This is a genomic window from Arthrobacter sp. TmtSoilC77 (genome assembly GCF_059739415.1).
The window spans coordinates 1,483,947-1,507,889 of record NZ_AP046050.1; the positions used below are offsets into that span (position 1 = coordinate 1,483,947).

17 protein-coding genes and 1 tRNA gene are annotated in these 23,943 nt (G+C 63.1%); 16 read left to right on the forward strand and 2 right to left on the reverse strand.

Features of this window, described 5'->3' with window-relative positions; genetic code table 11:
* Nucleotides 1-102: 102 nt before the first annotated feature.
* From AC6I99_RS06935 to AC6I99_RS06955, 5 genes are all read left to right on the forward strand, one after another.
* Complete coding sequence (locus tag AC6I99_RS06935) at nucleotides 103-999, forward strand: TatD family hydrolase (RefSeq protein WP_497960680.1); 897 nt, start codon at nucleotides 103-105, stop codon at nucleotides 997-999.
* A gap of 294 nt (nucleotides 1,000-1,293) precedes the next feature.
* Nucleotides 1,294-2,436, forward strand: coding sequence for a resuscitation-promoting factor (locus AC6I99_RS06940; RefSeq protein WP_224091692.1), 1,143 nt, complete (start codon nucleotides 1,294-1,296; stop codon nucleotides 2,434-2,436).
* 26 nt (nucleotides 2,437-2,462) lie between these two features.
* Nucleotides 2,463-3,344, forward strand: a complete 882-nt coding sequence (rsmA, locus tag AC6I99_RS06945) for a 16S rRNA (adenine(1518)-N(6)/adenine(1519)-N(6))-dimethyltransferase RsmA (RefSeq protein ID WP_497960681.1) — start codon at nucleotides 2,463-2,465, stop codon at nucleotides 3,342-3,344.
* Nucleotides 3,341-4,333, forward strand: a complete 993-nt coding sequence (locus AC6I99_RS06950) for a 4-(cytidine 5'-diphospho)-2-C-methyl-D-erythritol kinase (RefSeq protein ID WP_224091703.1) — start codon at nucleotides 3,341-3,343, stop codon at nucleotides 4,331-4,333. Before rsmA ends, AC6I99_RS06950 begins: the two co-directional genes overlap by 4 nt.
* Nucleotides 4,334-4,369: 36 nt before the next feature.
* Complete coding sequence (locus AC6I99_RS06955) at nucleotides 4,370-6,202, forward strand: ABC-F family ATP-binding cassette domain-containing protein (RefSeq protein WP_497960682.1); 1,833 nt, start codon at nucleotides 4,370-4,372, stop codon at nucleotides 6,200-6,202.
* Between the two features lie 684 nt (nucleotides 6,203-6,886).
* On the opposite strand, the gene AC6I99_RS06960 is transcribed toward AC6I99_RS06955, so the two are convergent.
* Nucleotides 6,887-7,486 carry a TetR/AcrR family transcriptional regulator gene (locus AC6I99_RS06960; protein WP_224167487.1) on the reverse strand — a complete coding sequence of 200 codons (600 nt, stop codon included), beginning with the start codon at nucleotides 7,484-7,486 and terminating at the stop codon, nucleotides 6,887-6,889.
* Nucleotides 7,487-7,749: 263 nt separating this feature from the next.
* Between AC6I99_RS06960 and AC6I99_RS06965 the strand changes: the two genes are divergently transcribed.
* The 11 genes from AC6I99_RS06965 to sufU all read left to right on the forward strand — a co-directional run bounded on the left by AC6I99_RS06965 (nucleotide 7,750) and on the right by sufU (nucleotide 22,518).
* Nucleotides 7,750-7,821, forward strand: a tRNA-Gln gene (locus tag AC6I99_RS06965).
* Nucleotides 7,822-7,945: 124 nt separating this feature from the next.
* On the forward strand, nucleotides 7,946-9,445 hold the full coding sequence (glmU, locus tag AC6I99_RS06970) for a bifunctional UDP-N-acetylglucosamine diphosphorylase/glucosamine-1-phosphate N-acetyltransferase GlmU (RefSeq protein ID WP_497945663.1): 1,500 nt from the start codon (nucleotides 7,946-7,948) through the stop codon (nucleotides 9,443-9,445).
* Between the two features lie 2 nt (nucleotides 9,446-9,447).
* Complete coding sequence (locus AC6I99_RS06975; RefSeq protein ID WP_159697849.1) at nucleotides 9,448-10,428, forward strand: ribose-phosphate diphosphokinase; 981 nt, start codon at nucleotides 9,448-9,450, stop codon at nucleotides 10,426-10,428.
* Nucleotides 10,429-10,528: 100 nt separating this feature from the next.
* A complete protein-coding gene (locus tag AC6I99_RS06980) occupies nucleotides 10,529-10,654 on the forward strand; it encodes a hypothetical protein (RefSeq protein WP_263433777.1) in 126 nt (41 codons plus the stop codon).
* 76 nt (nucleotides 10,655-10,730) lie between these two features.
* Entirely contained in the window at nucleotides 10,731-11,306 is a 576-nt protein-coding gene (locus tag AC6I99_RS06985; RefSeq protein ID WP_224091717.1) for a 50S ribosomal protein L25/general stress protein Ctc, read from the forward strand.
* 178 nt (nucleotides 11,307-11,484) lie between these two features.
* On the forward strand, nucleotides 11,485-12,069 hold the full coding sequence (pth, locus tag AC6I99_RS06990; RefSeq protein WP_497945654.1) for an aminoacyl-tRNA hydrolase: 585 nt from the start codon (nucleotides 11,485-11,487) through the stop codon (nucleotides 12,067-12,069).
* A 142-nt stretch (nucleotides 12,070-12,211) separates the two neighbouring features.
* On the forward strand, nucleotides 12,212-14,953 hold the full coding sequence (locus tag AC6I99_RS06995; protein WP_497945651.1) for a helix-turn-helix transcriptional regulator: 2,742 nt from the start codon (nucleotides 12,212-12,214) through the stop codon (nucleotides 14,951-14,953).
* A 38-nt stretch (nucleotides 14,954-14,991) separates the two neighbouring features.
* Nucleotides 14,992-17,655 (forward strand): AAA family ATPase, encoded by a 2,664-nt coding sequence (locus AC6I99_RS07000; protein ID WP_497945647.1) that lies wholly within the window; start codon nucleotides 14,992-14,994, stop codon nucleotides 17,653-17,655.
* Between the two features lie 468 nt (nucleotides 17,656-18,123).
* Nucleotides 18,124-20,562: an ATP-binding protein gene (locus tag AC6I99_RS07005; RefSeq protein WP_497945645.1), complete on the forward strand. Its 2,439-nt coding sequence runs from the start codon at nucleotides 18,124-18,126 to the stop codon at nucleotides 20,560-20,562.
* 115 nt (nucleotides 20,563-20,677) lie between these two features.
* A complete protein-coding gene (locus AC6I99_RS07010; RefSeq protein WP_497945642.1) occupies nucleotides 20,678-22,006 on the forward strand; it encodes a cysteine desulfurase in 1,329 nt (442 codons plus the stop codon).
* A gap of 59 nt (nucleotides 22,007-22,065) precedes the next feature.
* Nucleotides 22,066-22,518 (forward strand): Fe-S cluster assembly sulfur transfer protein SufU, encoded by a 453-nt coding sequence (gene sufU, locus AC6I99_RS07015; protein WP_223936373.1) that lies wholly within the window; start codon nucleotides 22,066-22,068, stop codon nucleotides 22,516-22,518.
* A 45-nt stretch (nucleotides 22,519-22,563) separates the two neighbouring features.
* On the opposite strand, the gene nhaA is transcribed toward sufU, so the two are convergent.
* Entirely contained in the window at nucleotides 22,564-23,862 is a 1,299-nt protein-coding gene (nhaA, locus tag AC6I99_RS07020; RefSeq protein WP_497945637.1) for a Na+/H+ antiporter NhaA, read from the reverse strand.
* Between the last annotated feature and the right edge of the window lie 81 nt (nucleotides 23,863-23,943).

Consider the following 23,943-nt stretch of genomic DNA (forward strand, 5'->3'; position numbering starts at 1 on the left):
ACCCAGACTTTGGCCGTCCCTGACATAGTGCTCCGCGAATTTATGTGCCAACTGGAATTTGTCCCGCAGCACGGGGGACCGCGGTCCGATTAAGGTGGGAACATGTGCAATTCCCTCGCCCCCGCTCCCTACCGCGCGTCCTCCGGTGCAACAGAAGCCTCGGATTCCCGCAAAGAGTACCCTCCGGCCCCGGAACCGCTTCCCGTCCCGGTGATGGACAATCACACCCACTTGGACTTTCGGCACGGTTTGATCGAAGTCGGCGTTGCGGACGCCATGGATGCCGCCGAAGCTGTTGGTGTCCAAGGGGCGATCCAGGTTGGCTGCGACCTGGAATCGTCGCGCTTCACGGTACACGCTGTCCAGGCCGATGCCCGCTTGCTGGGAGCGGTTGCCATCCACCCCAACGACGCACCCATCTACGCGGGGCGGGGGGAGCTGGAATCGGCGCTGGCAGAGATCGAGGAACTGGCTGCCCACCCGCGGATCCGTGCCATCGGCGAAACAGGGTTGGACTTCTTCCGAACCCACGGTGAAGGGCTGGCACATCAGCGGTACTCCTTCCGAAGGCACATCGACATCGCCAAGCGGCTAGGCCTCACTCTGCAGATCCACGACCGCGACGCCCACGATGACGTAGTGCAGGTATTGAAGGAGGAAGGGGCCCCGGAGCGGGTAGTTTTCCACTGCTTCTCCGGTGATGAGGAGCTGGCACGCATTTGCAATGAGAACGGCTGGTACATGTCCTTTGCGGGCACCATGACGTTCAAGAATGCCGGCAACCTGAGGGCAGCGTTGTCCATTGCGGAGCCCAGCCGGATCCTGGTGGAAACAGATTCGCCATTCCTCACGCCACACCCGTACCGTGGGCGGCCAAATGCGAGCTACATGGTGCCGTACACAGTTCGCTCGATGGCGGAAGTGACAGAAGATGACCTTTCGGAACTTTGCGCCAGGCTGGCTGAAAATACGGTAAATGCCTACGGATCGTGGGGCTGATCGGGGGCGTTCGAAGCTCTGTGGGACCGTCGGCGATGAATACCCGGTATGTAGAATTCTTGGTCCGTTTATAACAGATCGGTTACTGTGTACAACAAGTAGCCGGGGTCGGGGAAGGCCTTCGGAAAACTGGTCCGGATTCGTCCGGGCTCTTTAGTTGAATGTATTTGGCGGCGCAGATGCCGGCAGCAGAGGGTGGGACCAGGCTTTTTTGCCTGGCCCCTCAGTTTTGCGGCTGGCATTATTTTTTGCGCTTTTCCCCGTGCCCGGATGGTCTGAGAGTTATGGGCAATCGTGATCAAGTTCTTCACAACGGATGGCAAGTTCAGCTTTCTCAAAGTCGGTGCCCAGTTGCTGGTTGTTGCAGCGCTGGTGGTCGGTGTAGTCGCCTTCGTCGGCAACAACAAGACAATCACCCTGAACGTAGACGGCAAGGTGAGCTCCATTCAGACCTTCGGCGGCACCGTTGACCAAGTGGTCAAGGCAGCCAAGGTCGAGCTGAAGGACGCAGACCGCGTTTCACCGGATCTTGATACCCAAGTGGAAAACGGCTCGGTGGTCAACATCAACCTCGCCAAGGCCGTCTCCATCGAATTGGACGGCGCCCGCAAGACCGTCAACACCAACGCACCGGACGTCGCCGGCCTGGTGAGTGAACTGGGAGTGGCGAGCTCCTCCGAAATCTCCCAGCCGAAGGACGCCTCGCTTGCTGTCACAGGCTCCTTCGTTTCCATCTCCACACCCAAGACGATCAGCCTGGTAGCTGATGGCAAGGACACCAGCACCACCACGACGGCGCCCGACGTCGCCAGCGTCCTGAAGGATGCCGGAGTCACCCTGGGCGCCAGCGATCGCGTCTCCCAGCCCGGAAATGCGCCGGTCATCCAGGACATGGTGATCAAGGTCTCCCGCGTGGACACCAGCAAGACCGCTGAAGCTACTGAGGAAGTACCGTTCGATAGCGTCAGCACCGATAGTGCCGAGCTCTACAAAGGCGACGAGAAAGTGACCCAAAAGGGCGTCGCAGGTTCCGTCGTGAAGACCTTCAAGCTGGTATTGGTGGATGGCCGAGAAGCTTCCCGCACCCTTGTATCCAGCAATGTAACCACCCAGCCCGTCACCGAAAAGATCATGGTCGGAACGAAGGCCCGCCCCGTCGCTGCCAAGGCTGCCACTTCCAGTGGTCCCACCGGCGCCCCGAACGAAGCTATGTGGGACAGGATCGCCCAGTGTGAGTCCGGCGGAAACTGGTCCATCAACACGGGCAACGGCTACTACGGCGGGCTGCAGTTCTCCAGCCCCACCTGGTTGGCCAATGGCGGCGGCGCCTACGCCCCCACTGCAAACCTTGCCACCAAAGCACAGCAGATCGATATCGCCAACCGCCTCTACGCCAGGAACGGCCTCAGCGACTGGGGCTGCGCGCACGCAGCGTGACCCCGCACAGGCGATACGATACCTAGGTGACTGAACCGAATTCCGAACCCGCCGCCGTCGTGCCTTTGATGGGCGCCACCGACATCCGACGGTTAGCCGAGGAAATCGGTGTCCGCCCCACCAAGACGTTGGGCCAGAACTTTGTCATTGACGGTAATACGATCCGCAGGATTGTCTCAGCCGCCAACATCGACGCCGGCGAAACCGTGCTTGAGGTGGGCCCGGGCCTTGGCTCCCTGACACTGGGGCTGCTGGATGCGGCCAAGACTGTTGTGGCCGTTGAGATTGATCCCGTGCTCGCCAGGAAGCTCCCCGAGACCGTTCGTGCGTGGCGACCCGAGGCTGAAGACAACTTCCACCTCGTCCTTTCGGACGCCATGAGGGTCACGGAACTGCCCGTGCAACCGACAGCACTGGTGGCCAACCTCCCGTATAACGTGGCCGTCCCCGTGGTGCTTCACCTGCTGCAACACTTCCCGAGCCTGCAGCACGGACTGGTCATGGTGCAGGACGAGGTCGCGGACCGCCTGGCAGCAACTCCAGGCAGCAAGATCTACGGTGTGCCCTCGGTCAAAGCTGCCTGGTACGGGCACATGCGCAAGGCCGGCGTGATCGGCATGAACGTGTTTTGGCCAGCTCCGAAAATCCACTCCGGACTCGTTGCCTTTACGCGCCATGACCCACCCGCCACGCACGCCACCCGGGAACAGGTGTTTGCTGTCATCGACGCCGCTTTTGCCCAGCGTAGAAAGACCCTCCGCGCGGCGTTGGCCGGATGGGCAGGCAGCGCGGCAGAAGCCGAACAGTGCCTGGTCGCCGCAGGCGTTGATCCCACAGCCCGGGGCGAGGTCCTGGACATCTCTGCCTACGTCCGGATCGCTGAAGCCCGACACCCAGCGGACGCATGAGTCCGAACACCCGCAAACCCAGCAGCCTGCCATACGTAGGCGATCGCTTCCACGCCCGGACGGTCCGGGTCAAAGCGCCCGGGAAGATCAACGTTTCCCTCAGCGTCGGTCCGTTGCGCCCCGACGGCTACCACTCCGTGGCAAGCGTCTACCTGGCCGTTTCCCTGTATGAGGAAGTGGCGGCCACCAGCACCGAGGCTGAAGGGATTACCGTCAGCATCAGCCCCAACAGCACGCTGGACCTGGACGGCGTCGATATTCCCCTGGACGAACGCAACCTGGCCTACAAGGCGGCAGCCATCATGGCTGAGCTATCCGAGAAACCAACCGGCGTCCACCTTGAAATCACCAAGCGTGTGCCTGTCGCCGGAGGTATGGGAGGGGGCTCCGCCGACGCCGCCGCTACCTTGCTCGCTTGCGATGCCCTCTGGAACAGCGGCCTTTCCCGCGAGGAACTCGCACACCTGGCAGCCGAGTTGGGCGCAGACGTTCCGTTCTCGCTGCTGGGCGGGACCGCCGTCGGACTCGGTGTTGGCGATAAATTGTCGCCCGCACTGGCGAAGGCACAAATGGACTGGGTGCTGGTATTTGCCGACTACGGGCTCTCCACACCTGACGTGTTCCACACCCTGGACGGACTCCGCGACTCCGAAGGCGTGGAAATTCCGGAGCCCGTTGACGTTGACCCGACCATCCTCCAGGCCCTGCGGCACGGCGATCCCGAGGCCCTCAGCCGGGTGCTGATCAACGATCTCCAGCGGGCATCCATTGCGCTTGCCCCACAGCTGAGGGACACCATCGGGCTAGGCGAAGCCCGGGGCGCATTGGCAGGCATGGTGTCAGGCTCCGGGCCCACCATCGCACTGCTTGCCAGGGACTCGGTGTCCGCCAGCGTCCTCGCTGAAGAGCTGACCCATCGAGGCCACACTGCGGTTGCCGTCCACGGACCCGTGCCCGGCGCCCGGATCATCTCCGATACCCTCCTTTAGTAGCTCCCGCATTCCAGCAGTAGAAAGTAGTACCCATTGGCCCACCTGCTCGGCGGCGAAAACCTCACCGTTTCGTTCGCGACCCGCACTGTCCTCGACGGCGTCACCCTCGGCTTGGAGGATGGCGACCGCATCGGCATGGTCGGCCGCAACGGTGACGGAAAATCAACCCTCATGCGTTTGCTCGCCCTACGCTCCACGCCCGACTCCGGCCGCGTCACCAAACGTGGGGACGTCAACGTCGGCTACCTCGACCAAGGCGACGTGCTCGACGGCGACCTGACAGTCGGCGCAGCGATCGTCGGCGACCGCGCGGACCATGAATGGGCCGCCAACCCCAAGATCCGCGAAGTCATGGGCGGCCTGGTTGGTGACGTCGACTGGCACGCCAACGTGCATGCACTCTCCGGTGGGCAAAAGCGTCGTGTCGCGCTGGCCAAGCTCCTCATCGAAGACCACGACGTCATCATGCTGGACGAACCCACCAACCACCTCGACGTCGAAGGCGTGGCCTGGCTGGCCAAGCACCTCAAGACTCGCTGGCGCGCCAACCAAGGCGCGTTCCTTGTGGTCACCCACGACCGCTGGTTCCTTGATGAAGTCTGCAACTACACCTGGGAAGTCCACGATGCGATGGTGGACATGTTCGACGGCGGATACGCTGCCTACGTTTTGGCTCGCGCCGAGCGGGACCGGATGGCCGCCGTCGTCGAAGGTAAACGCCAGCAGCTCGTCAAAAAGGAGCTGGCCTGGCTTCGCCGCGGTGCCCCCGCCAGAACCGCAAAACCGAAGTTCCGGATCGAAGCAGCCAACGACCTCATTGCTGACGTGCCGGATCCCCGTGACTCCGTGGCCCTCAGCAAGATGGCCACCGCGCGGCTGGGCAAAGACGTGCTGGACCTTGAGAACGTGACCCTCGATTTCGTCGACGGAGCGGACGGGCAGAAACTCTTCGACAACATCACCCTGCGGCTCGCACCTGGCGAACGGCTCGGTTTGGTGGGCGTCAACGGGGCCGGCAAGTCCACGCTGCTCAAACTCCTCAACGGCGAAATCCAGCCCACCTCCGGCAAGGTCAAGCGCGGCAAAACGGTGGTGACGGCTGTCCTCACCCAGGACGTGAAGGAGCTCGACGACGTCTCGGACCTTCGCGTCATTGAGGTCATTGAGCGGGAAAAGCGGTCCTTTAGCGTAGGCGGTAAGGAATTCACTGCCGGCCAGCTCGTAGAGCAGCTCGGATTCACCAGGGAAAAGCAGTGGACACCCGTCAGGGACCTCTCCGGTGGCGAACGCCGCCGGCTCCAACTCCTGCGCCTGCTGGTAGGGGAGCCCAATGTACTAATGCTCGACGAGCCCACCAACGACCTCGATACCGACACTCTGGCCGCCGTCGAAGATGTCCTGGACGGTTGGCCCGGAACGCTGGTTGTGGTGAGCCACGACAGGTACCTGCTTGAGCGCGTCACGGACAACCAGATGGCACTCCTTGGCGATGGCAAACTCCGTGGCTTGCCCGGCGGCGTGGACCAATACCTGGAACTGCGTGAAGCGGCCCTTGCTTCCGGCGCTGTTGGCGGCGGATCCGGTGCGCCGACTTCTGCGGGTGGCGCTACGTCGTCGAGTGCCGTTCCGTCCGGTGCCAGCGAAGCCGAAAAGCGTGAAGCCCGCAAGGACCTCAACAGGATCGACCGCCAGCTCGGCAAGATAGCCCAGCAGGAGGAAAAGCTCCACACCCAAATGGCCGCGAAGTCCGAATCCGGGGACTTCGATGCACTGGGCGAACTCAATGCCAAGTTGCAGGAACTGCTTGAGGAGAAAGAAGGCCTGGAGCTCGAGTGGCTCGAGGCCGCCGAAATCCTCGGCGAGTAGGGCGCGGCCAGCGGTGTTGCCGTCGCGAGTGGCGGCTGGCGAGTGACAGCTTGCGGCGCAGCGGCTGGCGAGTGGCGGCTGGCGGCGCAGCGGCTGGCGAGTGGCGGCTGGCGGCGCAGCGGCGCGCATCCTCCGCGTGCTGGCTCGTTCCTCGCCTTTGACGCACGCTTCCGGACGCCCGCCGCTGCTGCAACGCTCTCTCACATCCAGCGGGTAACTGCGGGATGTTCTCTCACGTCCAGCGGGCTTTTTCCGGACGTTCTCTCACGTCCAGCGGGCTTTTGCGGGACGTTCTCTCAGGTCCAGAAGCGTTTTAGCCGTTGCTCTATCACTTCCGCAGGGCTTGCCCTCGCCCGGGCGGGAGTGTCTGGACAACGGTGGATCCGGGGTTGGCGTTGATTTTTTCCTTCGATGTTGAAGGAAACCCGGGCCGCTTGGTCGCTCGGGATGTGAAAGCACGTTGTGGCGGGCATCCGGCAGCCTCTTTTTAGTGTCCGCAGAAGTTTCGGTCAGGGGCTGATTTAAGGACCCGGATCGTTCGGATGTGAGCGCGCATCGCCCGAGAGGCGGTAGGGATGTGAGCGCGCATCGCCTGGAAGGCGTTGGGATGTGAGCGCGCATCGCCTGGAAGCCGTTGGGATGTGAGAGCGCATCGCCTGGAAGGCGTGGGGATGTGAGAGCGGATCAGGGGTCGGACCGGAGCCCGGGCTCCTTTTGCAGCCCGGTCAGTCCGTTCCAGGCCAGGTTCACCAGGTGGGCGGCTACCGCGCGTTTGTCCGGCTCACGACTGTCCAGCCACCATTGGCCTGTCATCGCGACCATGCCGACGAGCATCTGGGCGTACATGGCGCCATCTGCGGCGCTGAATCCACGGCGGGCGAATTCGTCGGAGAGCAGGTGTTCCACACGCGCTGTGACGTGGGAGAGCAAGGTTGAGAAGGCGCCCTCGGGCTGGGACGGTGGTGCGTCGCGCATGAGGATCCGGAAGCCGTCTGTGCGCTCCTCGATGTAGCCAAGGAGTGCCAGCGCAGCGCGCTCCACCAGGACGCGGGGTTTGGCATCGGTGCTCAATGCCTCGGTGATGGAGTCCAGGAGTATCCGGAATTCGGTCTCGACAACCTGCCGGTAGAGGCCTTCCTTGGACCCAAAATGCTCGTAGATCACCGGCTTGGAGACGCCCGCGCTGGCGGCAATTTCTTCAATGGTCGTGCCGTCCAGGCCTTTGGCTGCGAAGAGCGACCGGCCAATGCCGATGAGCTGGGAGCGGCGCTGTTGTCCGGTCATCCTTGACCGTATCGGGCGGTCTCCCAGAGGCTCGACGGCGGCTGCGGGCCGGGAAAGTTCAGTGCGCTTGCTCACGTGTCCATCATGCCCTAACCCGCCGCGCGGCTGATCGGGGCGGGCCGTAACAGGGCATCCGGAGACCCGTCAGAGTGGGTCAAGTCGCGAACCATGCAAAGGTCATGGCAAACTAGATTCTTGTGTGTGCATCCCGGTGATCCGGGATACCGCCAGGCCCTGCCGCCTGGGGGTACAAGCATGCACGGTCCGCTCTGGTGTAATGGCAGCACCCCGGCCTTTGGAGCCGTGGAGTATAGGTTCGAATCCTATGGGCGGAACGGTCGGAAAATGCGCTCCACTCTGTACCTGGAACAGCTCGAACGGTGCCTGGGTCCACAGTTGGAATGGCAGCATTCCGAAGCCGGGTTACCCGGGACAAAACCGAGCAAGGAGAGCCAGTACGTGAGCCCCGAAACCACCGGTCCCGCAGCAGTCATCGTCTTGGCTGCAGGTGCCGGGACGCGAATGAAGTCGCGGACTCCCAAGATTCTCCACGAAATTGGCGGCCTCTCCATGGTGGGCCACGCACTCCTCGCCGCCCGCTCCATCAACCCCCTGAAACTTGCCCTTGTTGTCCGGCACGAGCGCGATCGCGTGGCAGAACACGTCTCCGCGCTGGATCCGGAAGCCGTGATCGTTGACCAGGACGAGATCCCGGGCACGGGACGCGCTGTGCAGGTCGCCCTGAACGCCCTCGACGCCGAAGCGGAGCTCACCGGCACTGTGGTTGTCACTTATGGAGATGTGCCCCTGCTGACCGGCGAATTGCTGGGCGAACTCGTGGCCACCCATGAAGCCCAGGGCAACGCCGTAACGGTGCTCACAGCAATATTGGACGACGCCTCGGGCTACGGCCGCATCCTGCGTGCCGAAGACGGCACGGTCACCGGCATTCGCGAGCACAAGGATGCAAGCGAAGCAGAGCACACCATCCTTGAGGTCAACTCCGGCATTTACGCTTTCGACGCCGCTGTGCTCCGCGACGCGCTGACGCAGGTCACCACTGACAACGCGCAGGGCGAGATGTACCTCACCGATGTCCTCGGACTGGCCCGCGACGCCGGTGGCCGGGTTGCCGCCGTCGTCACCCAGGACCGCTGGCAGGTTGAGGGTGCCAACGACCGCATCCAGCTGTCCGCGCTCGGTGCCGAACTTAACCGCCGCATCGTCGAGTCCTGGATGCGGGCGGGCGTGACGGTGGTGGATCCGTCCACTACCTGGATCGACTTCACGGTCAGGCTCGATGAAGACGTCCGGTTGCTTCCCAATACGCAGCTGCACGGTTCCACCACTGTGGCGAGGGACGCCGTCGTGGGTCCTGATACGACGCTGACGGACGTCAACGTTGCCGAAGGTGCCAAGGTGACCCGCACGCATGGCTCGGGTTCCATCATTGGAGCCGGGGCCACCGTTGGTCCGTTCACCTACCTCCGCCCTGGCACGGTACTGGGAGAGACCGGCAAGATCGGCGCCTTCTACGAAACCAAGAACGTGACCATCGGCCGCGGTTCAAAGCTGTCCCACCTCGGGTACGCAGGTGACGCTGAAATCGGCGAGGACACCAACATCGGCTGCGGCAACATCACGGCCAATTACGACGGCGAGAAGAAGCACCGCACGGTGATCGGCTCGGGCGTGCGGACTGGTTCAAACACCGTCTTTGTAGCTCCGGTGACCGTGGGTGATGGCGCTTACAGCGGCGCCGGTGCCGTCATCCGCAAGGATGTCCCGCCTGGAGCCCTCGCCATTAGCCTGGCCGCGCAGCGAAACGCCGAAGGCTGGGTACTGGCCAACCGCCCCGGTACCAACTCAGCGAAGCTGGCCCAGGCCGCGCAGGAGTCCATGCTGACCCCCGCCTCCACATCCTCACAATCTCCAGCAACCACAGAAGAGGGCAAATAGGCATGAGCGAAATTACCGCACACGGCGAGAAGAAATTGATTCTCGCCGCCGGAAGGGCACATCCGGAGCTGGCGCAGGAAATCGCGAAGGAGCTGGAGACTGAGCTCCTGCCCATCGACGCCTATGACTTCGCCAATGGGGAAATCTACGTCCGTTCCGCTGAGAGTGTCCGCGGCACTGACGCGTTCGTCATCCAGGCGCACCCGGCCCCGCTGAACAACTGGCTCATGGAGCAGTTGATCATGATCGACTCCCTCAAGCGCGCCTCTGCCAAGAGGATCACGGTTGTTTCACCGTTCTACCCATACTCCCGCCAGGACAAGAAGGGCCGCGGCCGCGAGCCCATTTCCGCCCGCCTGGTTGCGGACCTGTACAAGACCGCCGGTGCGGACCGCATCATGTCCGTGGACCTGCACACCTCCCAGATCCAGGGCTTCTTCGATGGCCCGGTTGACCACCTGATGGCGATCCCGCTGCTGGCCGACTACATCCGCACCAAGGTGGAGGCGGACAACATCACCGTTGTTTCGCCGGACACCGGCCGCGTCCGTGTCGCCGAGCAGTGGGCGGAACGCCTTGGCGGTGCCCCGCTGGCGTTCGTTCACAAGAGCCGCGATCTCACCGTGCCCAACCAGGCTGTCTCCAAGACCGTTGTTGGCCAGGTTGAAGGCCGCACCTGCGTGCTTATTGACGACATGATCGACACCGGTGGAACCATCTCCGGTGCCGTCCAGGTCCTGAAGAACGCTGGCGCCAAGGATGTCATCATCGCTTGCACGCACGCCGTTTTCTCCGACCCGGCAGCGCAGCGCCTCGCTGATTCGGGCGCACGCGAAGTGGTTGTCACCAACACCCTGCCCATCCCGGCAGAGAAGCGTTTCCCGCAGCTCACGGTGCTGTCCATCGCACCGTTGATCGCGCGTGCCATTCGTGAAGTGTTCGACGACGGTTCGGTCACCAGCCTGTTCGACGGCAAAGCCTGACGCCGGACTACTGGCATGACGGGCCATCCGCCGCCTCCGGGCGTGTGGATGGCCCGTTTTCAGTAATGAAGGTATCCGCTGGTAAACTCTTGGGGATACCTTGGCGAGGGAGAGCACATCCGGTGCGCGTTTTGAACCGGAATTGCGGGTCTCCGTTATCGACTGGGTCTGCATCTCCTTCGACACAGGCGGGCTGCTGCTGGACAGCAACGGTCGCCGGGCGTAGAAGGTCCACAGACCTCCGCCCTTGCTGATCGACTTGTCCGGAGTTTCCCGGACGCCACAGTAATCAAGGAGTACACATGTCTGAGCAGAAGCTCACCGCAGAACTGCGCACCGAATTCGGTAAGGGTTTTGCCCGCCGTGCACGCATGGCCGGCCAGATCCCGGCTGTCATCTACGGCCACGGCGCAGAGCCGATCCACATCAACCTGCCTGGCCGCGCCACCACGCTGGCCGTCCGCGTTTCCAACGCCCTGCTGGCGATCGACGTCGACGGCGAGAAGCACCTGACGCTCGTCAAGGACATCCAGCGCGACCCGGTTAAGCAGATCATCGAGCACGTTGACCTCCAGACCGTCCAGGCCGGCGAGAAGGTTACCGTCGACATCGCCATCCACGTTTCCGGTGAAGTTGCTCCGGGTGCTGTTGCCAGCCTCGAAGCCACCACGGTTTCCCTTGAAGCTGAGGCAACCCACGTGCCCACCGCCGTCGAGGTTGACATCGAAGGCCGCAAGGCCGGCGAGAACATCCACGCATCGGACCTCGTCCTGCCGAAGGGTTCCACCCTGCTCACCGAAGGCGACACCCTGGTGGTCCGCATCGCCGAGACCGCTTCTGAGGCTGAAGAAGAAACCACCGCAGCAGCGGCTGAGTAGTCTTTGACTGCATAGGCAAACGCCTTTTGAGTGGCCGGGTCCCCTTGGGTCCCGGCCACTTTCTTCTTTCACTCCCGCGTAATCCCGCGTTCCTTCGCGATTCCGATACCCGGTCAGGCAAAATCGCCCAGCAGATTCGCTGACCGGATTTCCTGACCAGATTCCCTAGGATGAGACCATGACTGACACCTGGCTGATAGTTGGCCTTGGCAACCCCGGCAGCGAGTACAGCAACAACCGGCACAACGTGGGCCAGATGGTGCTTGACGAGCTGGCGTCGCGGATGGGCGGCAAGTTCAAGACCCACAAGGCCAGGGCGCAGGTGGTGGAGGGCCGGCTGGGGATTGGCGGGCCCCGCGTAGTGCTGGCCAAGCCGATGACTTATATGAACGTTTCCGGAGGTCCTGTGGCGGGCTTGAGCAATTTCTTCGACATTGCGCCTGACCACGTGATTGCCGTCCACGATGAGATCGACATCCCCTTCAACACGGTCAAGCTCAAGATAGGTGGCGGCGAGGGTGGTCATAACGGCCTCCGCGATATCTCCAAGGCGCTGGCAACAAAGGACTATCTGCGCGTGCGGGTGGGCGTGGGCCGACCTCCGGGACGTATGGATACCGCGGACTTTGTCCTCCGGGATTTTGCAGCGCCCGAGAAGAAGGAATTGCCATTTCTGCTGGACGAGGCGGCCGACGCGGTGGAACTTCTGGTCAGTGAGGGGCTCCTTGCGGCGCAGCAGAAGCATCATGCGGCAAGAACTTGAGCAAATCTTGAGGAAAGCCTGAGGAAAGCCTGATGATACGAGGCGCCCTTAGCCCTACAAACTGTCGGCGCCCGGAGGTAGTGTGCATGGTACGCAGGTAAGCGGTGGGGGACTGTCGCGGATGTTGTAGCGAAGGATGCGAATGTCGGCGGAGTTGCTAAACAAAGGCGGTGGAGGCGCAGCGAGGGCTGCGGCTCCGGACCTTGTGGGCGGTCCATCCGATCGGCAAACATGGTCATTGTTGGCCCGGAGCCAGGATCTGTCCCGGGCAACCAAGCATCTGGAGTCCCCGGAATCGTACGGTGTGGTGCTCACGGGCGAACGGGGAATCGGCAAGTCAGGCCTTGCCCGGGCAGTAGTTTCCTCGCTGGGCCCCAAAATTCACAGCCTGCAATTGCGCAACACGGTCGCCAATGGCCAGACTCCCTACGGGTGCCTCGGATTCCTCCTGGCGAGGCTGCCGTCCGAGGCCGTCAGTTCGCCCACGGGCATTCTGCACGCGATTACCTCCCTGATCCGTAAAGAAGCCGCGGGCCGCGAGACTGTCTTCATCGTGGACAATGCCGGCGGTATGGATCCCATGAGTACGGGCGTGCTGCTGAATCTGATGGCCACTGGAACGGCCAAGGTGATCGCCACTGTTCAACGCTCCAGTGATCTCCCCGCTGATTTTCATCGGCTGGTCCTTGAAGAGCAACTGGGCGAAGTCCATCTGAACACGCTGAGCGAAGAACAGACCAAGCAGGTTCTCGGCTCGGTGCTGGGCCACTACGTTTCTTCGACCCTGGTTGGCTCACTCCACTCCGCTGTCGGCGGGAACCCGATGCTGCTGCACGCGCTCCTGGACGAGCAACGCCATTCCGGCAACCTCGTTCTCAACGATTCCGTGTGGACGCTCAGGGACCGGATCAAGCTTGAAGGCGCCACAGTTGTGGAGGACTTTGTCCGTTCCAGGTTGGCGCGCGAACCGCAGGCCAACCGGACCGTCGTCGAGGTTCTGGCCTGCGCGCAGCGCGCCACCCTGGTGGATCTTGCAGCGATCTTTGGCACGGAAGTGCTTGTGGAGATGGAGGAATCCGGGCTCCTGAGCGTTGACCGCAGCGGCGAGCACTGGGTGTCCCTTCGGGATGCCTATGTGGGTGAGGTTGTTCGGGGCTGGCTGAGTACGCGGCGTCGTCGCGAGCTGAGGTTGATGCTTCTTGGACCCAAGGAGCCGGAGCTGGCTGGGTTGGCTCCACAGGATTTGTTGAGCTATGCCGCGTGGATGCATGCCTGTGAGGATGAGCCGTCACCGTCGCCCGCGCACGCCCTGGCAGCAGGCCGGGCGGCCCTGGACGATTACGACCCCAACTTTGCCATCCAATGCACACTCTCCCTGGATCCGAAGGACCCCGAATGGGTGCCGGGGCAGCGCCTGAAGTCAGCTGCCTACCTCATGCTGGACCTGCCCCTGCACGCGGCCCAGGCTTTGGATGAGGTTTCCGAGGCACACATTGCGGCTTTGGACCCAATGGAGTTTGCAGAAGTAACAGCGGCCAAGTGCCAGGCCATGACATGGATTGACGGCCGCTCGGCTATGGTGCCCGGAGTGATCGCGGCGGCAAATGAAACCTTGGACTCCATCGTTTCGAATCCGGAGAAATACACGCCGGAGATGATCACGCGGGCCCGGAACCGGCTCCTGCTTTGCAACTACGAATACCAGACGTACATGGGCGAATACACAGCTGTGGCCGAGGACCTGGAAGAGGAACTGGCCAAGGACCCGGCCGTGGACCGGGAACACTGGCTCAAGTCCGCCTTTTGCCTCATTGAAGCCCGTTGCGTGATGGGCCGGGAACTGGAAGCGCAGCAAATGGCACGCACCGTGTCCCGGCAGCTGGGAAACAATGACAGGCCGGCGCAGTTGGAGGAGTCTTTCGCGCGGCAGGCTTTCGGAGTGCTGCTGCTGTCCGGACAATGGCGGAAATGCATCGAGCTCATGCGCCGGACGCCCTCCACGCCTTCCCGCCTGCAGTACCGGGGTGCGATCACCGAACTGGGCGTAGGCCTCGCCTACGCTTACGCAGGGAAACCCGCCAGCGCGATCGAACCGTTGCGTTCCGCCGCCGCGCAGCTGGAGCTCCGCCCCGCCATGAACATGGTCAAGGTTGCCTACGCAGCTACCGCCTTTGCCTATGCCCAGTTGGGGAATTCACTCGAAGCCGGACGCTACCTTGACCTGTACCGCACCTGCCGGGGTGTTGGAACATATTTCTCCGAATCCGTCGCCGAGTTCTGCGCTGAAATGGCAGGGCGATGGATGGGGGACCCGGACGTCAAACAGCGGCTGCTTGCCCGGGTCCATCAGGACATCGCCAAGAGGCGCTTTACAACAGCGGGCATCTGCCTTTTCGGCGCCACTGTGGAGGGCACGGACGCCGAGTACAAGCTGCTGGAAGAAGTTGCCACTAACCGTCAAGGCCCCTTGGCACAGATCGCCCGCGACCTCGCTCGCGGATCCCTGAACAAGAGTTCCCGTTCCCTTCTGGCGGCCGCCGATGCCGCAGCTGCACTGGATTTGTTGGTGGTCGAAGCCAGGTGCGTTGCCATGGCCTTGGACTTTGCCCGTAATGCAGGTGAAACCACGGCTGCCCGGACCGCGCAGCTTAGGCTTGAGCGTCTGGAACAATCAGTCGCGGCGTTACCGATCCAACCACGAAGTGACGCACCGGTATTGACCGAGCGTGAACGGCAAATTGCCAAACTGGCCGGAAAGGGTGTCAGCAATCGTGAAATCGCTATGGATATTGGGGTGTCTGTGCGGACCGTTGAGGGACACCTGTACCAAGTGTTTACCAAGCTCGGCGTTTCATCCCGAGGCGAGCTCAATGGTCTCCTGTGAGTTGAGGAGCGTAGTTTCCGTCAACCGGGTGCGTGCCCATGCAGGCTGAGTACCTTGTTGGCAGGGACGCGGAGTTGGACCTCGCGACCGAAATATTGAGGCAGGAGGGCGCGGGCGCTGTCCTGCTCCTTGCCGATCCCGGCATCGGCAAGACGGCCATGGCCGCCGAGATCGCTGCCCGCCTGGCCGGCGAAATGGTAGTGATGCGGATCCATGGAAGTCCGGCACTGTCCGCTGTTCCTTTCGGTGTCCTGGCGCCCTACCTCCTGGACCTGCCTGTGGAGCAGGCCACCTCGCCGGTGGCGATTCTTCGCGAGTTTTGGTCCCAGTTCGAGAAAAGACGCGGAAGCGAAGGCGCACGGCTCCTTCTGGTTGTAGACGACGCCCATGACCTCGATGAGGCCAGCACACAGATTCTGGCCGAACTGGTGACGGCTGGCTGGGCGAGGCTAGTAGCGACCAGCAGGCCGCGGCCAGGACTTCCTCCTGCCCTGCTCCAGCTCTGGTACGACGGCCTGGCAGAGCGCTTCGAACTCCACCCCCTGGAAAAGGAAGAAGTGGCCGAGCTGGCCGGGAAAACCTTGGGCGGGTCGGTCATGGCAAGCACCACTGATGTTTTGCATGCTGTTTCGGAGGGCAACCCCCTGTTGCTCCGTTGCCTCCTGGAAGACTCAAAAGCTGACGGAAACATGGTGCGTCGAAATGGTGTCTGGTTCCTCACCAGGGCCCTCTCCGGCACCGGCGAGGGCCTCTCTGAAGTGGTTCGGAACAAAGTCCTGCGAACCAGCGAGGCTGAACGGGAAGCGATGTACATCATCGCCTTGTCCGAACCCGTCCCCGCCGCCGTACTCGACGCGCTCGTGGGCAGGGATACGTTGCGGTCGCTGATGGACAACAGGCTCGTGATTTCCAGTAACGGCGCTGGTAGTCCGCTGAAAATGTGGCACCCGATGTATGGTGAGGCGCTTCGCCACATTGTTTCGCCCGCGCGTAGCCTCCAGATCCGCCAGCGTATGGTTCAGCACCTGCCCGCGGAACCATCAACGGCAGAGGGTCTGCTCCGAATGGTGAGTTGGGCGCTGGATTGTGGTGCCGACGTCGACGACGAACAGCTGCTGCGGGCGGCCTTCCTCGCCGCGAAACTCCTTCAGAATCCGCTCGCGCTGGAGGCCGCTGCCAAGGTTCGCTCCGAAGCGCTGCGCCCCCGAGCCCGTGCCGTGATGGCAATGGTCAAATACAACGACGGCGACTACCGCAGTGCCGTGGAGCTGCTCGAGGAAGATGCCGGGTTCCTGGACGCCGATCCGTCCGGGCCCCTGGGCGCCGGACTGCTGTGGGGAGCTGCAAGGTCCGCGATGGGGGACAGCTCCGGTGACATCCTGGCTGACGTCCACTCTGCCGCCGACGCACTGGTGGCGGGCCGCAACGCGCAGGACCCTGTGGTCGAACAGATCCGACGACACGCGGCGGCTCTGGAATTGGCGGCGCTGGCCCATGACGGCCGCTATGGAGAGCTTCGTGAGGGACTTGCCACGTTCCAGGCCGGTCTTGCCGCGGACGAGCCCGATTTCGTCATGAACCAGCTTTTCCTGTTGGCAATGCAGTGCGAGCTCCTGATGGTGGAGGGCCAGGCGGTGCAGGCATTGGAGATGGGCAGGGAAGCTCTGGTGTTGCTGGATGAACACCACGACGACCTCCTGTACTTCACGGACTTCATCCTGGTCCGCTATGCCTTGGCTGCGCTGGAGTCGGGGGATTGGGCGGCCGCCGAGACGGCCCTGAACCGCTACGCCGCCAGCTCCGCCATGGGGTTAATAACGTTCGGTGGCGACATCCAGACGCTCAAAGGATTGTCCTTGCTCCGGCAGGGTCGGTTGGAACAAGCCAGCGCTGTGTTAATTCCCGCAGTGGAGGCACTCCGTGTGAAGGACCCGCAGAGGTTGCGCCGCCTGGGCAACGCGCTGGCGTTTTACGTTGCGGCCCGGTCAGGAAACCATGAACTGGCCCAACGCCTCTCCATGGACACGGTGGTGGTCCCGGCTGCCGGTGGCGCCTATGTTGAAGCCCTGGCCGAGATCTTCACCCTGGCCGCCAAGGAGCTTTTGAATAAAGGAACAGGGCTGGAGAAACTGCGGAGCCTCCCTGATTCCACGCATCTGCATCAACTTCCGGGCGTCCTGCTCCAGAACCTGGTCCTCAGGGCAGAGCTGGGGGACGGGCAGGTCATGGAAGCCATCCAGGAAACTGCCTCGTCAATGGCTGGGGCATGGGCAGGCGGCTGGCACATGCTGGCGACCGCCCAAGTGGACGGCGCCGGCGATGCGTTCGTCAACGCCGGCAACCTGCTGGCCGCCGGAGGCATGCCCGGGCCAGCGGCGACAGCTTTCGACAAAGCCGCCGTTGCCTTTGACGCGGAGGGCAAACGGCCCGAGGCGCGGCAGGCGGCCGTGTTGCGTGACGTCAGCGAGGCCAGCCTGGGCGACGCACAGCTCCACGACCCCCACACCGAGGTGGACCGTTCCGTGCCCCTGACCCGGCGCGAGCAGGATATTGTGGCGCTGGCCGTTTCCGGACTCACTGACCGGCAGATCGCGGAGAAACTCATGGTCTCCGTCCGCACGGTGGAGGGCCACTTGTACCGCAGCTATGCCAAGCTGGGCATCCGCCGGCGCGAGGACCTTGGGGCTGCTGTCCGCAATTGATGCACGGCGTTTGAGTAGCTCCGGGGGCCTGTAAACACCACCTGGTTGCCGTATTGCACCAATTATTACCAATCATTGGACTAACCCGCGCCCTTTCCCTGCCCGGACCAAGTAGTGCCCCTCCAAGGGACTGAGTACAACAGAGTATCGGGGCCCGGAAACCGCCCTACTAATCGAGTACCGATTACTGGTGTTCTGATTTCCGGCACACGGTTAACTGATCTTGGAAGGAAGGAAAGCCCCAAGCATCCCCCGAATTCCACATCGAAATACCGCATCGGTGGTCTCTTTGAGCCGATGCTCCGGCCACCGAAAGGCGGTCCGGCCCTGGACGAAGCCGGCGGCGACAGAGTCTTCTGAGACCGAGACTCTCCCCCCAGCCGTCGCCGGCTTCTAGGCCAGGGATCCCGCAAAATCGCGGAAGCCTAAATTCTCCCGGACCAAGGGACTGCTGCTATTGGAGTGTGCATGTTGCCGGACCCCTGGCTGGACGAAGACGCTGTCACAGTCAGGCTGAGGCCGTCAACATTCCCGGACCGGAAGCAGATCCTGGATCTGATCCTCGCGGCAGTACCCTCTCCTTCCACCAACGGCATAGTTGTGATCGGCGACAGCGGATCTGGAAAGAGCCATTTGTTGCTCTCCATCAAAGCAGGACTACCGGACACCATGGATGTCCGCACTTTCGCCGGCAAACCGGAACTCCAGACAACCGTCTATGGTGCGTTGAGCGCCGCAGTGGAGCCCCCAGGCGAACAAACGGCCCTCCCTGGACTTCATGTCCTGCGGGCGCTCACCCAAAGCCTCGGTCCAGCAGAATACCTTTACACGCCCCCGGTTGCCCGGCGTCGAAGTAAGCGCCACCCCGGGCCCCAACGGCCTCCACTGGTCCTCCTCGTGGACGACATCCACTTCGTCGATCCTGCGTCACTGGCGGTTTTGCTGCAGCTGATGCCGGGATTCGGAGCCACCTTGGTAGCTACGGCCGACAGCCGCCGCCCGCTACCGCCGGATCTGTACCAGTTGTGGGAGGAGGGCTTCCTGGAACAGTACGTCCTGGCTCCCTTTACGTTCAGTGAGGCACAGGCTCTGTGCGAGGACGTACTGGGCGGAAAGGTTCAAAGGCGCGCCAGCAGTCTTCTGGCGGCGATGTGCGGATTCAACGTGGGACTCCTTTGCCTGGCGATCCAGGATGCACGCAACGCCCATCTCCTGGTCCAGCGCGACGGATACTGGACCCTCGACGTACGGGCTCATTGCCAATGGCCCGGGGTGGTTGAGCACGTCCGGGCCGATATCTCCCACCATGCTGCAGAGGAACTGAAGGCGTTGGAGGTCATTGCGCTCGCCGAGCCTCTGGCCCTGGATGTTGTTGAACACAGCTTCGGCCAGAAGGCCGTGGAACACCTTCTTGACGCCCACCACATCAGGGTCCTCCCCGGAAGGCCTCCGCTTGTCCGTACGAGTTCATGGCTGCGGGGCGAGGGCATCCGGCTGTCCGTTCCCCGCTCGCGCAGCACGGCGCTCCGGCTTGGCATCGAGGAGCCGGGACTCACAGCGGATTCTGCGCCCGCCATGCTGCGCTGGATGACGTGGACCCTCGATTGCGGGCTGAGCCTCTCCGATGAACTCATCCTGGCCGCAGCGCCTGCCGCTGACAAACCCTCCACCGCTGAGCTGGCTATCAGGGCTTCCATGGGTATCAACGGTCCAGGCCACCGGGATGACGCCAGGATGATCCGGGCCAGGGCGCTCATTGCCGAAGGCCAGCTCAAGGAAGCAGCACCGGAGTTGCGCGAGTTGGTGGGTGGATCGCAGGCGGATGTGCAGGCGGAGGCTGCACGTCGGTTGATGGCACTGGGTCTTTTGGGGGCGGCCTCTCCCATGCCGCCCGACGGCGTGGCTCAGGAGCCGCAGGAACCGTCGGATGCAGCCGCCCGGGTCATGTGGAATGTCCACAAGGCCGAACAGCTCCTGTTGTCCGGGGACGCTCCCCAAGCGTTGGAAAAGTCTTCCGCTGCCCTGGCTGCCATTGATGCCGACCCTGCGCTGGAGATGTTCCGGCCAGGGGTGCTCCTTCGCCACGTTTTCCATCTGCGGCACAACCTGTCATGGAGCAGGCTGGACTCCGTCCTGGATTGCCCGTGGACCTATGCAGTGCCAGCGCACCTGGCATGGTGCCTGGATGTAGCGCGGGGTTATGCGCAGCTCAGCCAAGGCCTGCCCCGGGCCGCATTGCGAACGCTTGAACCCGTTGTGGCTGAACTGCACGACGCCGGCCTGCCGCCGGTTCTGCAGCTGGCAACGGCGATGCTGGCGTACTCCGCGGCGCTGTGCGGTGATTCGGAGCAGGCAATGGCAAGGGTGCGGAAGAGCTTGATGGCAGCGAAGGAAGGGGCCGGCCTAACTGGAAATGGCCTGTTGTCCCAGTTCAGCTCCCTGTTCGTGGCGGCAGCCCAGGACAAGGTTTCGCGCAAGCCCGGCCACTTGTTTGCGGTAGCCGAGGCCTTCCATGACCAGCAAAGTCCTTTGATGGAAGCCGAGGCGTTGACCCTCATGATGCTCAACGCAAGCAGGTCGGCCGTCGAGGACCTTGTGGTGCAGCGCCGCCTTAACGAGCTTGCCGCCTCATTGCGGGGCGCCGGCGCTGCGGCGACGGGAACTTTCGCAACGGCTTTGTTGGGTAATGACCCCAAGGTGCTTGAATCTGCGGGCAAGAGCCTTTCCGGGGACCGGCAGTTCGCGCAAGCGGCCCTGTGTTACGCCCGGGCGGCCAGTGGCTACGAAGCGAGGACCCGCAGCGCGGCGAGCCGCCGCGCCTGGACCTTGATGGAGCGGCTGCATGGGGCTTTCGACAGCGATGTTGCTCCGCCGCTGGGATGGCTGCCTGGTACAGCGGGACATTGAAGTACAGCGGGGAACTGAGATACTGCAGGACGCCGACGTGCTGTACGGCACATCTCCGGGGACGTCGCGCCGTGGGATAATTGAGTGTCCCTGAAGGATTTCCAAGGAGCGCCCCTTGACAGTCGTATCAACTCCCGCCTCGCTGCAGCAGTCCGTGGTTCCTGCCATGGACAATGCGGAGGTGCTGCGGATCCGGAACGACTTCCCCGTCCTGGACCAACTGGTCAACGGCAAGCCGTTGATCTATCTCGATTCCGGGGCCACCTCGCAGAACCCTTTGAGCGTCATAGAGGCCGAGCAGGAGTTCTACGAGCAACGCAATGCCGCGGTTCACCGTGGCGCACACCAACTTGCGGTGAGCGCGACTGAGGTCTTTGAGGACGCCCGCCAAACTGTCGCGGATTTTGTTGGTGCCCAGTATGAGGAAACCGTGTGGACGTCCAACGCTACGGAGGGCCTGAACCTCATCAGCTATGCGTTGTCCAACGCCGCTTTGTGGGCTGCTCAGGGCCGCGGCAGTTCGGCGTTGAAGGATCTGGCCATCGGTCCCGGGGACGAGATCGTGGTCACGGAGATGGAGCACCACGCCAACCTGATCCCCTGGCAGGAGCTCGCTTTCCGCACCGGCGCCACACTGAAGTACATTCCCATCACGGACGAGGGCGTGCTCCGGCTCGATGCCGCGGCAGAAATTGTGGGGGAGCGGACCCGCCTAGTGGCTTTCACGCACGCGTCCAACGTCCTGGGAACAATCAACCCGGTTGCCGAACTGGTGGCTCTCGCCCGACGCGTGGGTGCATTGGTGGTTCTTGATGCTTGCCAGTCGGTGCCTCACATGCCCATTGACGTCAAGGACCTGGATGTCGACTTCGCGGTGTTCTCGGGCCACAAGATGCTGGCTCCCACGGGCGTCGGCGTCCTGTACGGCAAGCAGGAACTCCTGGACGTCCTCCCGCCGTTCCTCACCGGTGGGTCCATGATCACCACGGTCACCATGGAGCGCGCCGAATACCTGCCGGCTCCGCAGCGCTTCGAGGCCGGGACACAGCGCATCTCCCAGGCGGTTGCCCTTGCCACTGCCGTGAACTACTTGTCCGAAACCGGGATCGACCGCATCCATGCCTGGGAGGCCACGCTGGGTCAGCGCCTGGTCAAGGGACTTGAGGGCATCGACGGCATCCGCGTGGTGGGTCCTGCTTCCGGCGCGGAACGCATCGGGCTGGCTGCTTTCGACGTCGCCGGTGTCCATGCCCACGACGTCGGCCAGTTCCTTGACGATCGCGGCATCGCCGTCCGCGTCGGCCACCATTGCGCCCAGCCGCTGCACCGCCGCTTGGGGCTGACCGCTACTACCCGGGCCAGTACGTACCTTTACAACACCACAGACGACGTCGATGCCTTCCTTGACGCCGTGTCTGGCGTCCGGGCCTATTTCCAGGCCTGACCCAGGGCGTCTGCCTTCGGGCGCTCCCCACACACTTCCACGAACGGGTAACCAGCACCATGAGTCTTGACCAGCTGTACCAGCAGATCATCCTGGACCACTCCAAGCAGCGGCACGGTAGCGGGCTCGCGGACACAGAAGCCCCTACGGGCACGTCAACCGGCCAATCCCACCAACTCAACCCGGTCTGCGGGGACGAGGTAACGCTCCGTCTGGCTGTTGCCGATGGAACTGTCAAGCAGATCAGCTGGGATGGTGCGGGCTGTTCCATCTCCATGGCGTCGGCCTCAGTGTTGACCGACCTTGGCGAGGGAATGTCCGTAGAGGAACTGCACGCCGTGATCGACAACTTCCGTGAAGTCCTCCGCTCGCGTGGAAAAGTGCAGGCGGATCCGGAGATTCTGGGAGACGCCGCCGCATTCGAAGGCGTGGCCCGCTACGCCGCCCGGGTCAAATGCGCCATGATTTCGTGGGTTGCCGCGGAGGACGCGCTGAACCAGGCGACGGCCTAACAGCCCGCAGAGCAGTGTGCCGGGCAGCCGCCTCGCAGCCGGCCGCTAGGTGCGGCTGAAGACGTCAGGCACGCCGTCGCCGTCGTCGTCCCGTTGTTCTTCCACCTGAACCAGGCGGTAGCGCCGGTTCCTGGCCCTAAGTACGACGGCGGCCAGCAGCGCCGCGATCAGGGAACCGGCCAGGATGGCCACCTTGGCGTGGTCGTTGTGTGCGGATCCGGTGCCGAAACTTAGCTCGCCGATCAACAGGGAGACGGTGAATCCGATCCCGGCCAGCAAAGCCAGCCCAAAGAGGTCGATCCAGGCAATGCTGGAATCAAGGCTCGCGCGGGTGGTTTTGGTCACCAGGAACGTGGTGCCGAAAACACCAATGGCCTTGCCCAGCACCAACGCCGCAACGATTCCCACGGCCACCGGATCACTGAGCGCCGCCCGCATGCCATCCAACCCGCCCAATGCCACGCCTGCGGAGAAAAAGGCGAAGACGGGTACTGCGAACCCGGCGGAGAAGGGGCGTAGCCGGTGTTCGAAGTGTTCGGCGAGCCCTTCGGCCGGCTCGCCCTTTCTTCCGCTGTTGAAGACCGGAACCGCAAAGCCCAAGAGGACCCCGGCCACTGTGGCGTGGATACCGGACGCATGGACGAGACCCCACATGGCCAGGGCAAGGGGGAGCAGGAAGTACCAACTGCGGATCCGTTTCTGGACCAGGAAGGTGAAGAGCGCCAGCGGTACCAGGGCGGCCAGGAGCATAAGGGGCTGGATGCCCGTGGAGTAGAAGAAGGCGATGATGCCGATGGCGATGAGGTCGTCAACTACTGCGAGGGTCAGTAGGAAGGTCCGCAGGGCTGCGGGAAGGTGCGTGTTGATCACGGCAAGGACGGCCAGGGCAAAAGCGATGTCCGTAGCCGTGGGGATGGCCCAGCCCTTGAGTGTCTCCGAGGCGGAGCCGAGGTTGAAGAGGACGTAGATCAGGGCGGGGACCACCACTCCACCGACGGCCGCAGCCACGGGTACAACAGCGCGGGCAGGTTTGCGGAGTTCCCCGGCGACGAACTCCCGTTTGAGTTCAAGGCCCGCCAGGAAGAAGAACACGGCCAGCAGGCCATCGGAGGCCCAGTGCCCCAGGCTCAGCTGCAGGTGCCAGGGTTCATAGCCTATTTTGAGATCGCGTAATGCGAAGTAACCCTCAGCGGCGGGGGAGTTGGCCCAAATCAACGCAATCACAGTGGCGGCCAGAAGGAGGGCGCCGCCCACGGTCTCTGTTCGGAGGATCGAGAGGATCCGGCGGTACTCGGGGTAGCTGGAGCGGCTGAAAACGGTGGTGGTCAGGGGTTGTTTGGCCACGGAAGCTCCTGTGGGTCGAGTGGTCGAAGGGCGGGCATCGCAAAGACACCGCCGACCAGACTTCCCGGCACACCAAAGCCC

Excerpts from the sequence above, each read along its gene's own strand:
- AC6I99_RS06935 (WP_497960680.1), top strand. The coding sequence starts at position 103 with ATGTGCAATTCCCTCGCCCCCGCTCCCTACCGCGCGTCCTCCGGTGCA.
- AC6I99_RS06950 (WP_224091703.1), top strand. The coding sequence starts at position 3,341 with ATGAGTCCGAACACCCGCAAACCCAGCAGCCTGCCATACGTAGGCGAT.
- AC6I99_RS06960 (WP_224167487.1), bottom strand. The coding sequence starts at position 7,486 with ATGACCGGACAACAGCGCCGCTCCCAGCTCATCGGCATTGGCCGGTCG.
- AC6I99_RS06975 (WP_159697849.1), top strand. The coding sequence starts at position 9,448 with ATGAGCGAAATTACCGCACACGGCGAGAAGAAATTGATTCTCGCCGCC.
- AC6I99_RS06985 (WP_224091717.1), top strand. The coding sequence starts at position 10,731 with ATGTCTGAGCAGAAGCTCACCGCAGAACTGCGCACCGAATTCGGTAAG.
- pth (WP_497945654.1), top strand. The coding sequence starts at position 11,485 with ATGACTGACACCTGGCTGATAGTTGGCCTTGGCAACCCCGGCAGCGAG.
- AC6I99_RS06995 (WP_497945651.1), top strand. The coding sequence starts at position 12,212 with ATGTCGGCGGAGTTGCTAAACAAAGGCGGTGGAGGCGCAGCGAGGGCT.
- AC6I99_RS07000 (WP_497945647.1), top strand. The coding sequence starts at position 14,992 with ATGCAGGCTGAGTACCTTGTTGGCAGGGACGCGGAGTTGGACCTCGCG.
- AC6I99_RS07005 (WP_497945645.1), top strand. The coding sequence starts at position 18,124 with ATGTTGCCGGACCCCTGGCTGGACGAAGACGCTGTCACAGTCAGGCTG.
- sufU (WP_223936373.1), top strand. The coding sequence starts at position 22,066 with ATGAGTCTTGACCAGCTGTACCAGCAGATCATCCTGGACCACTCCAAG.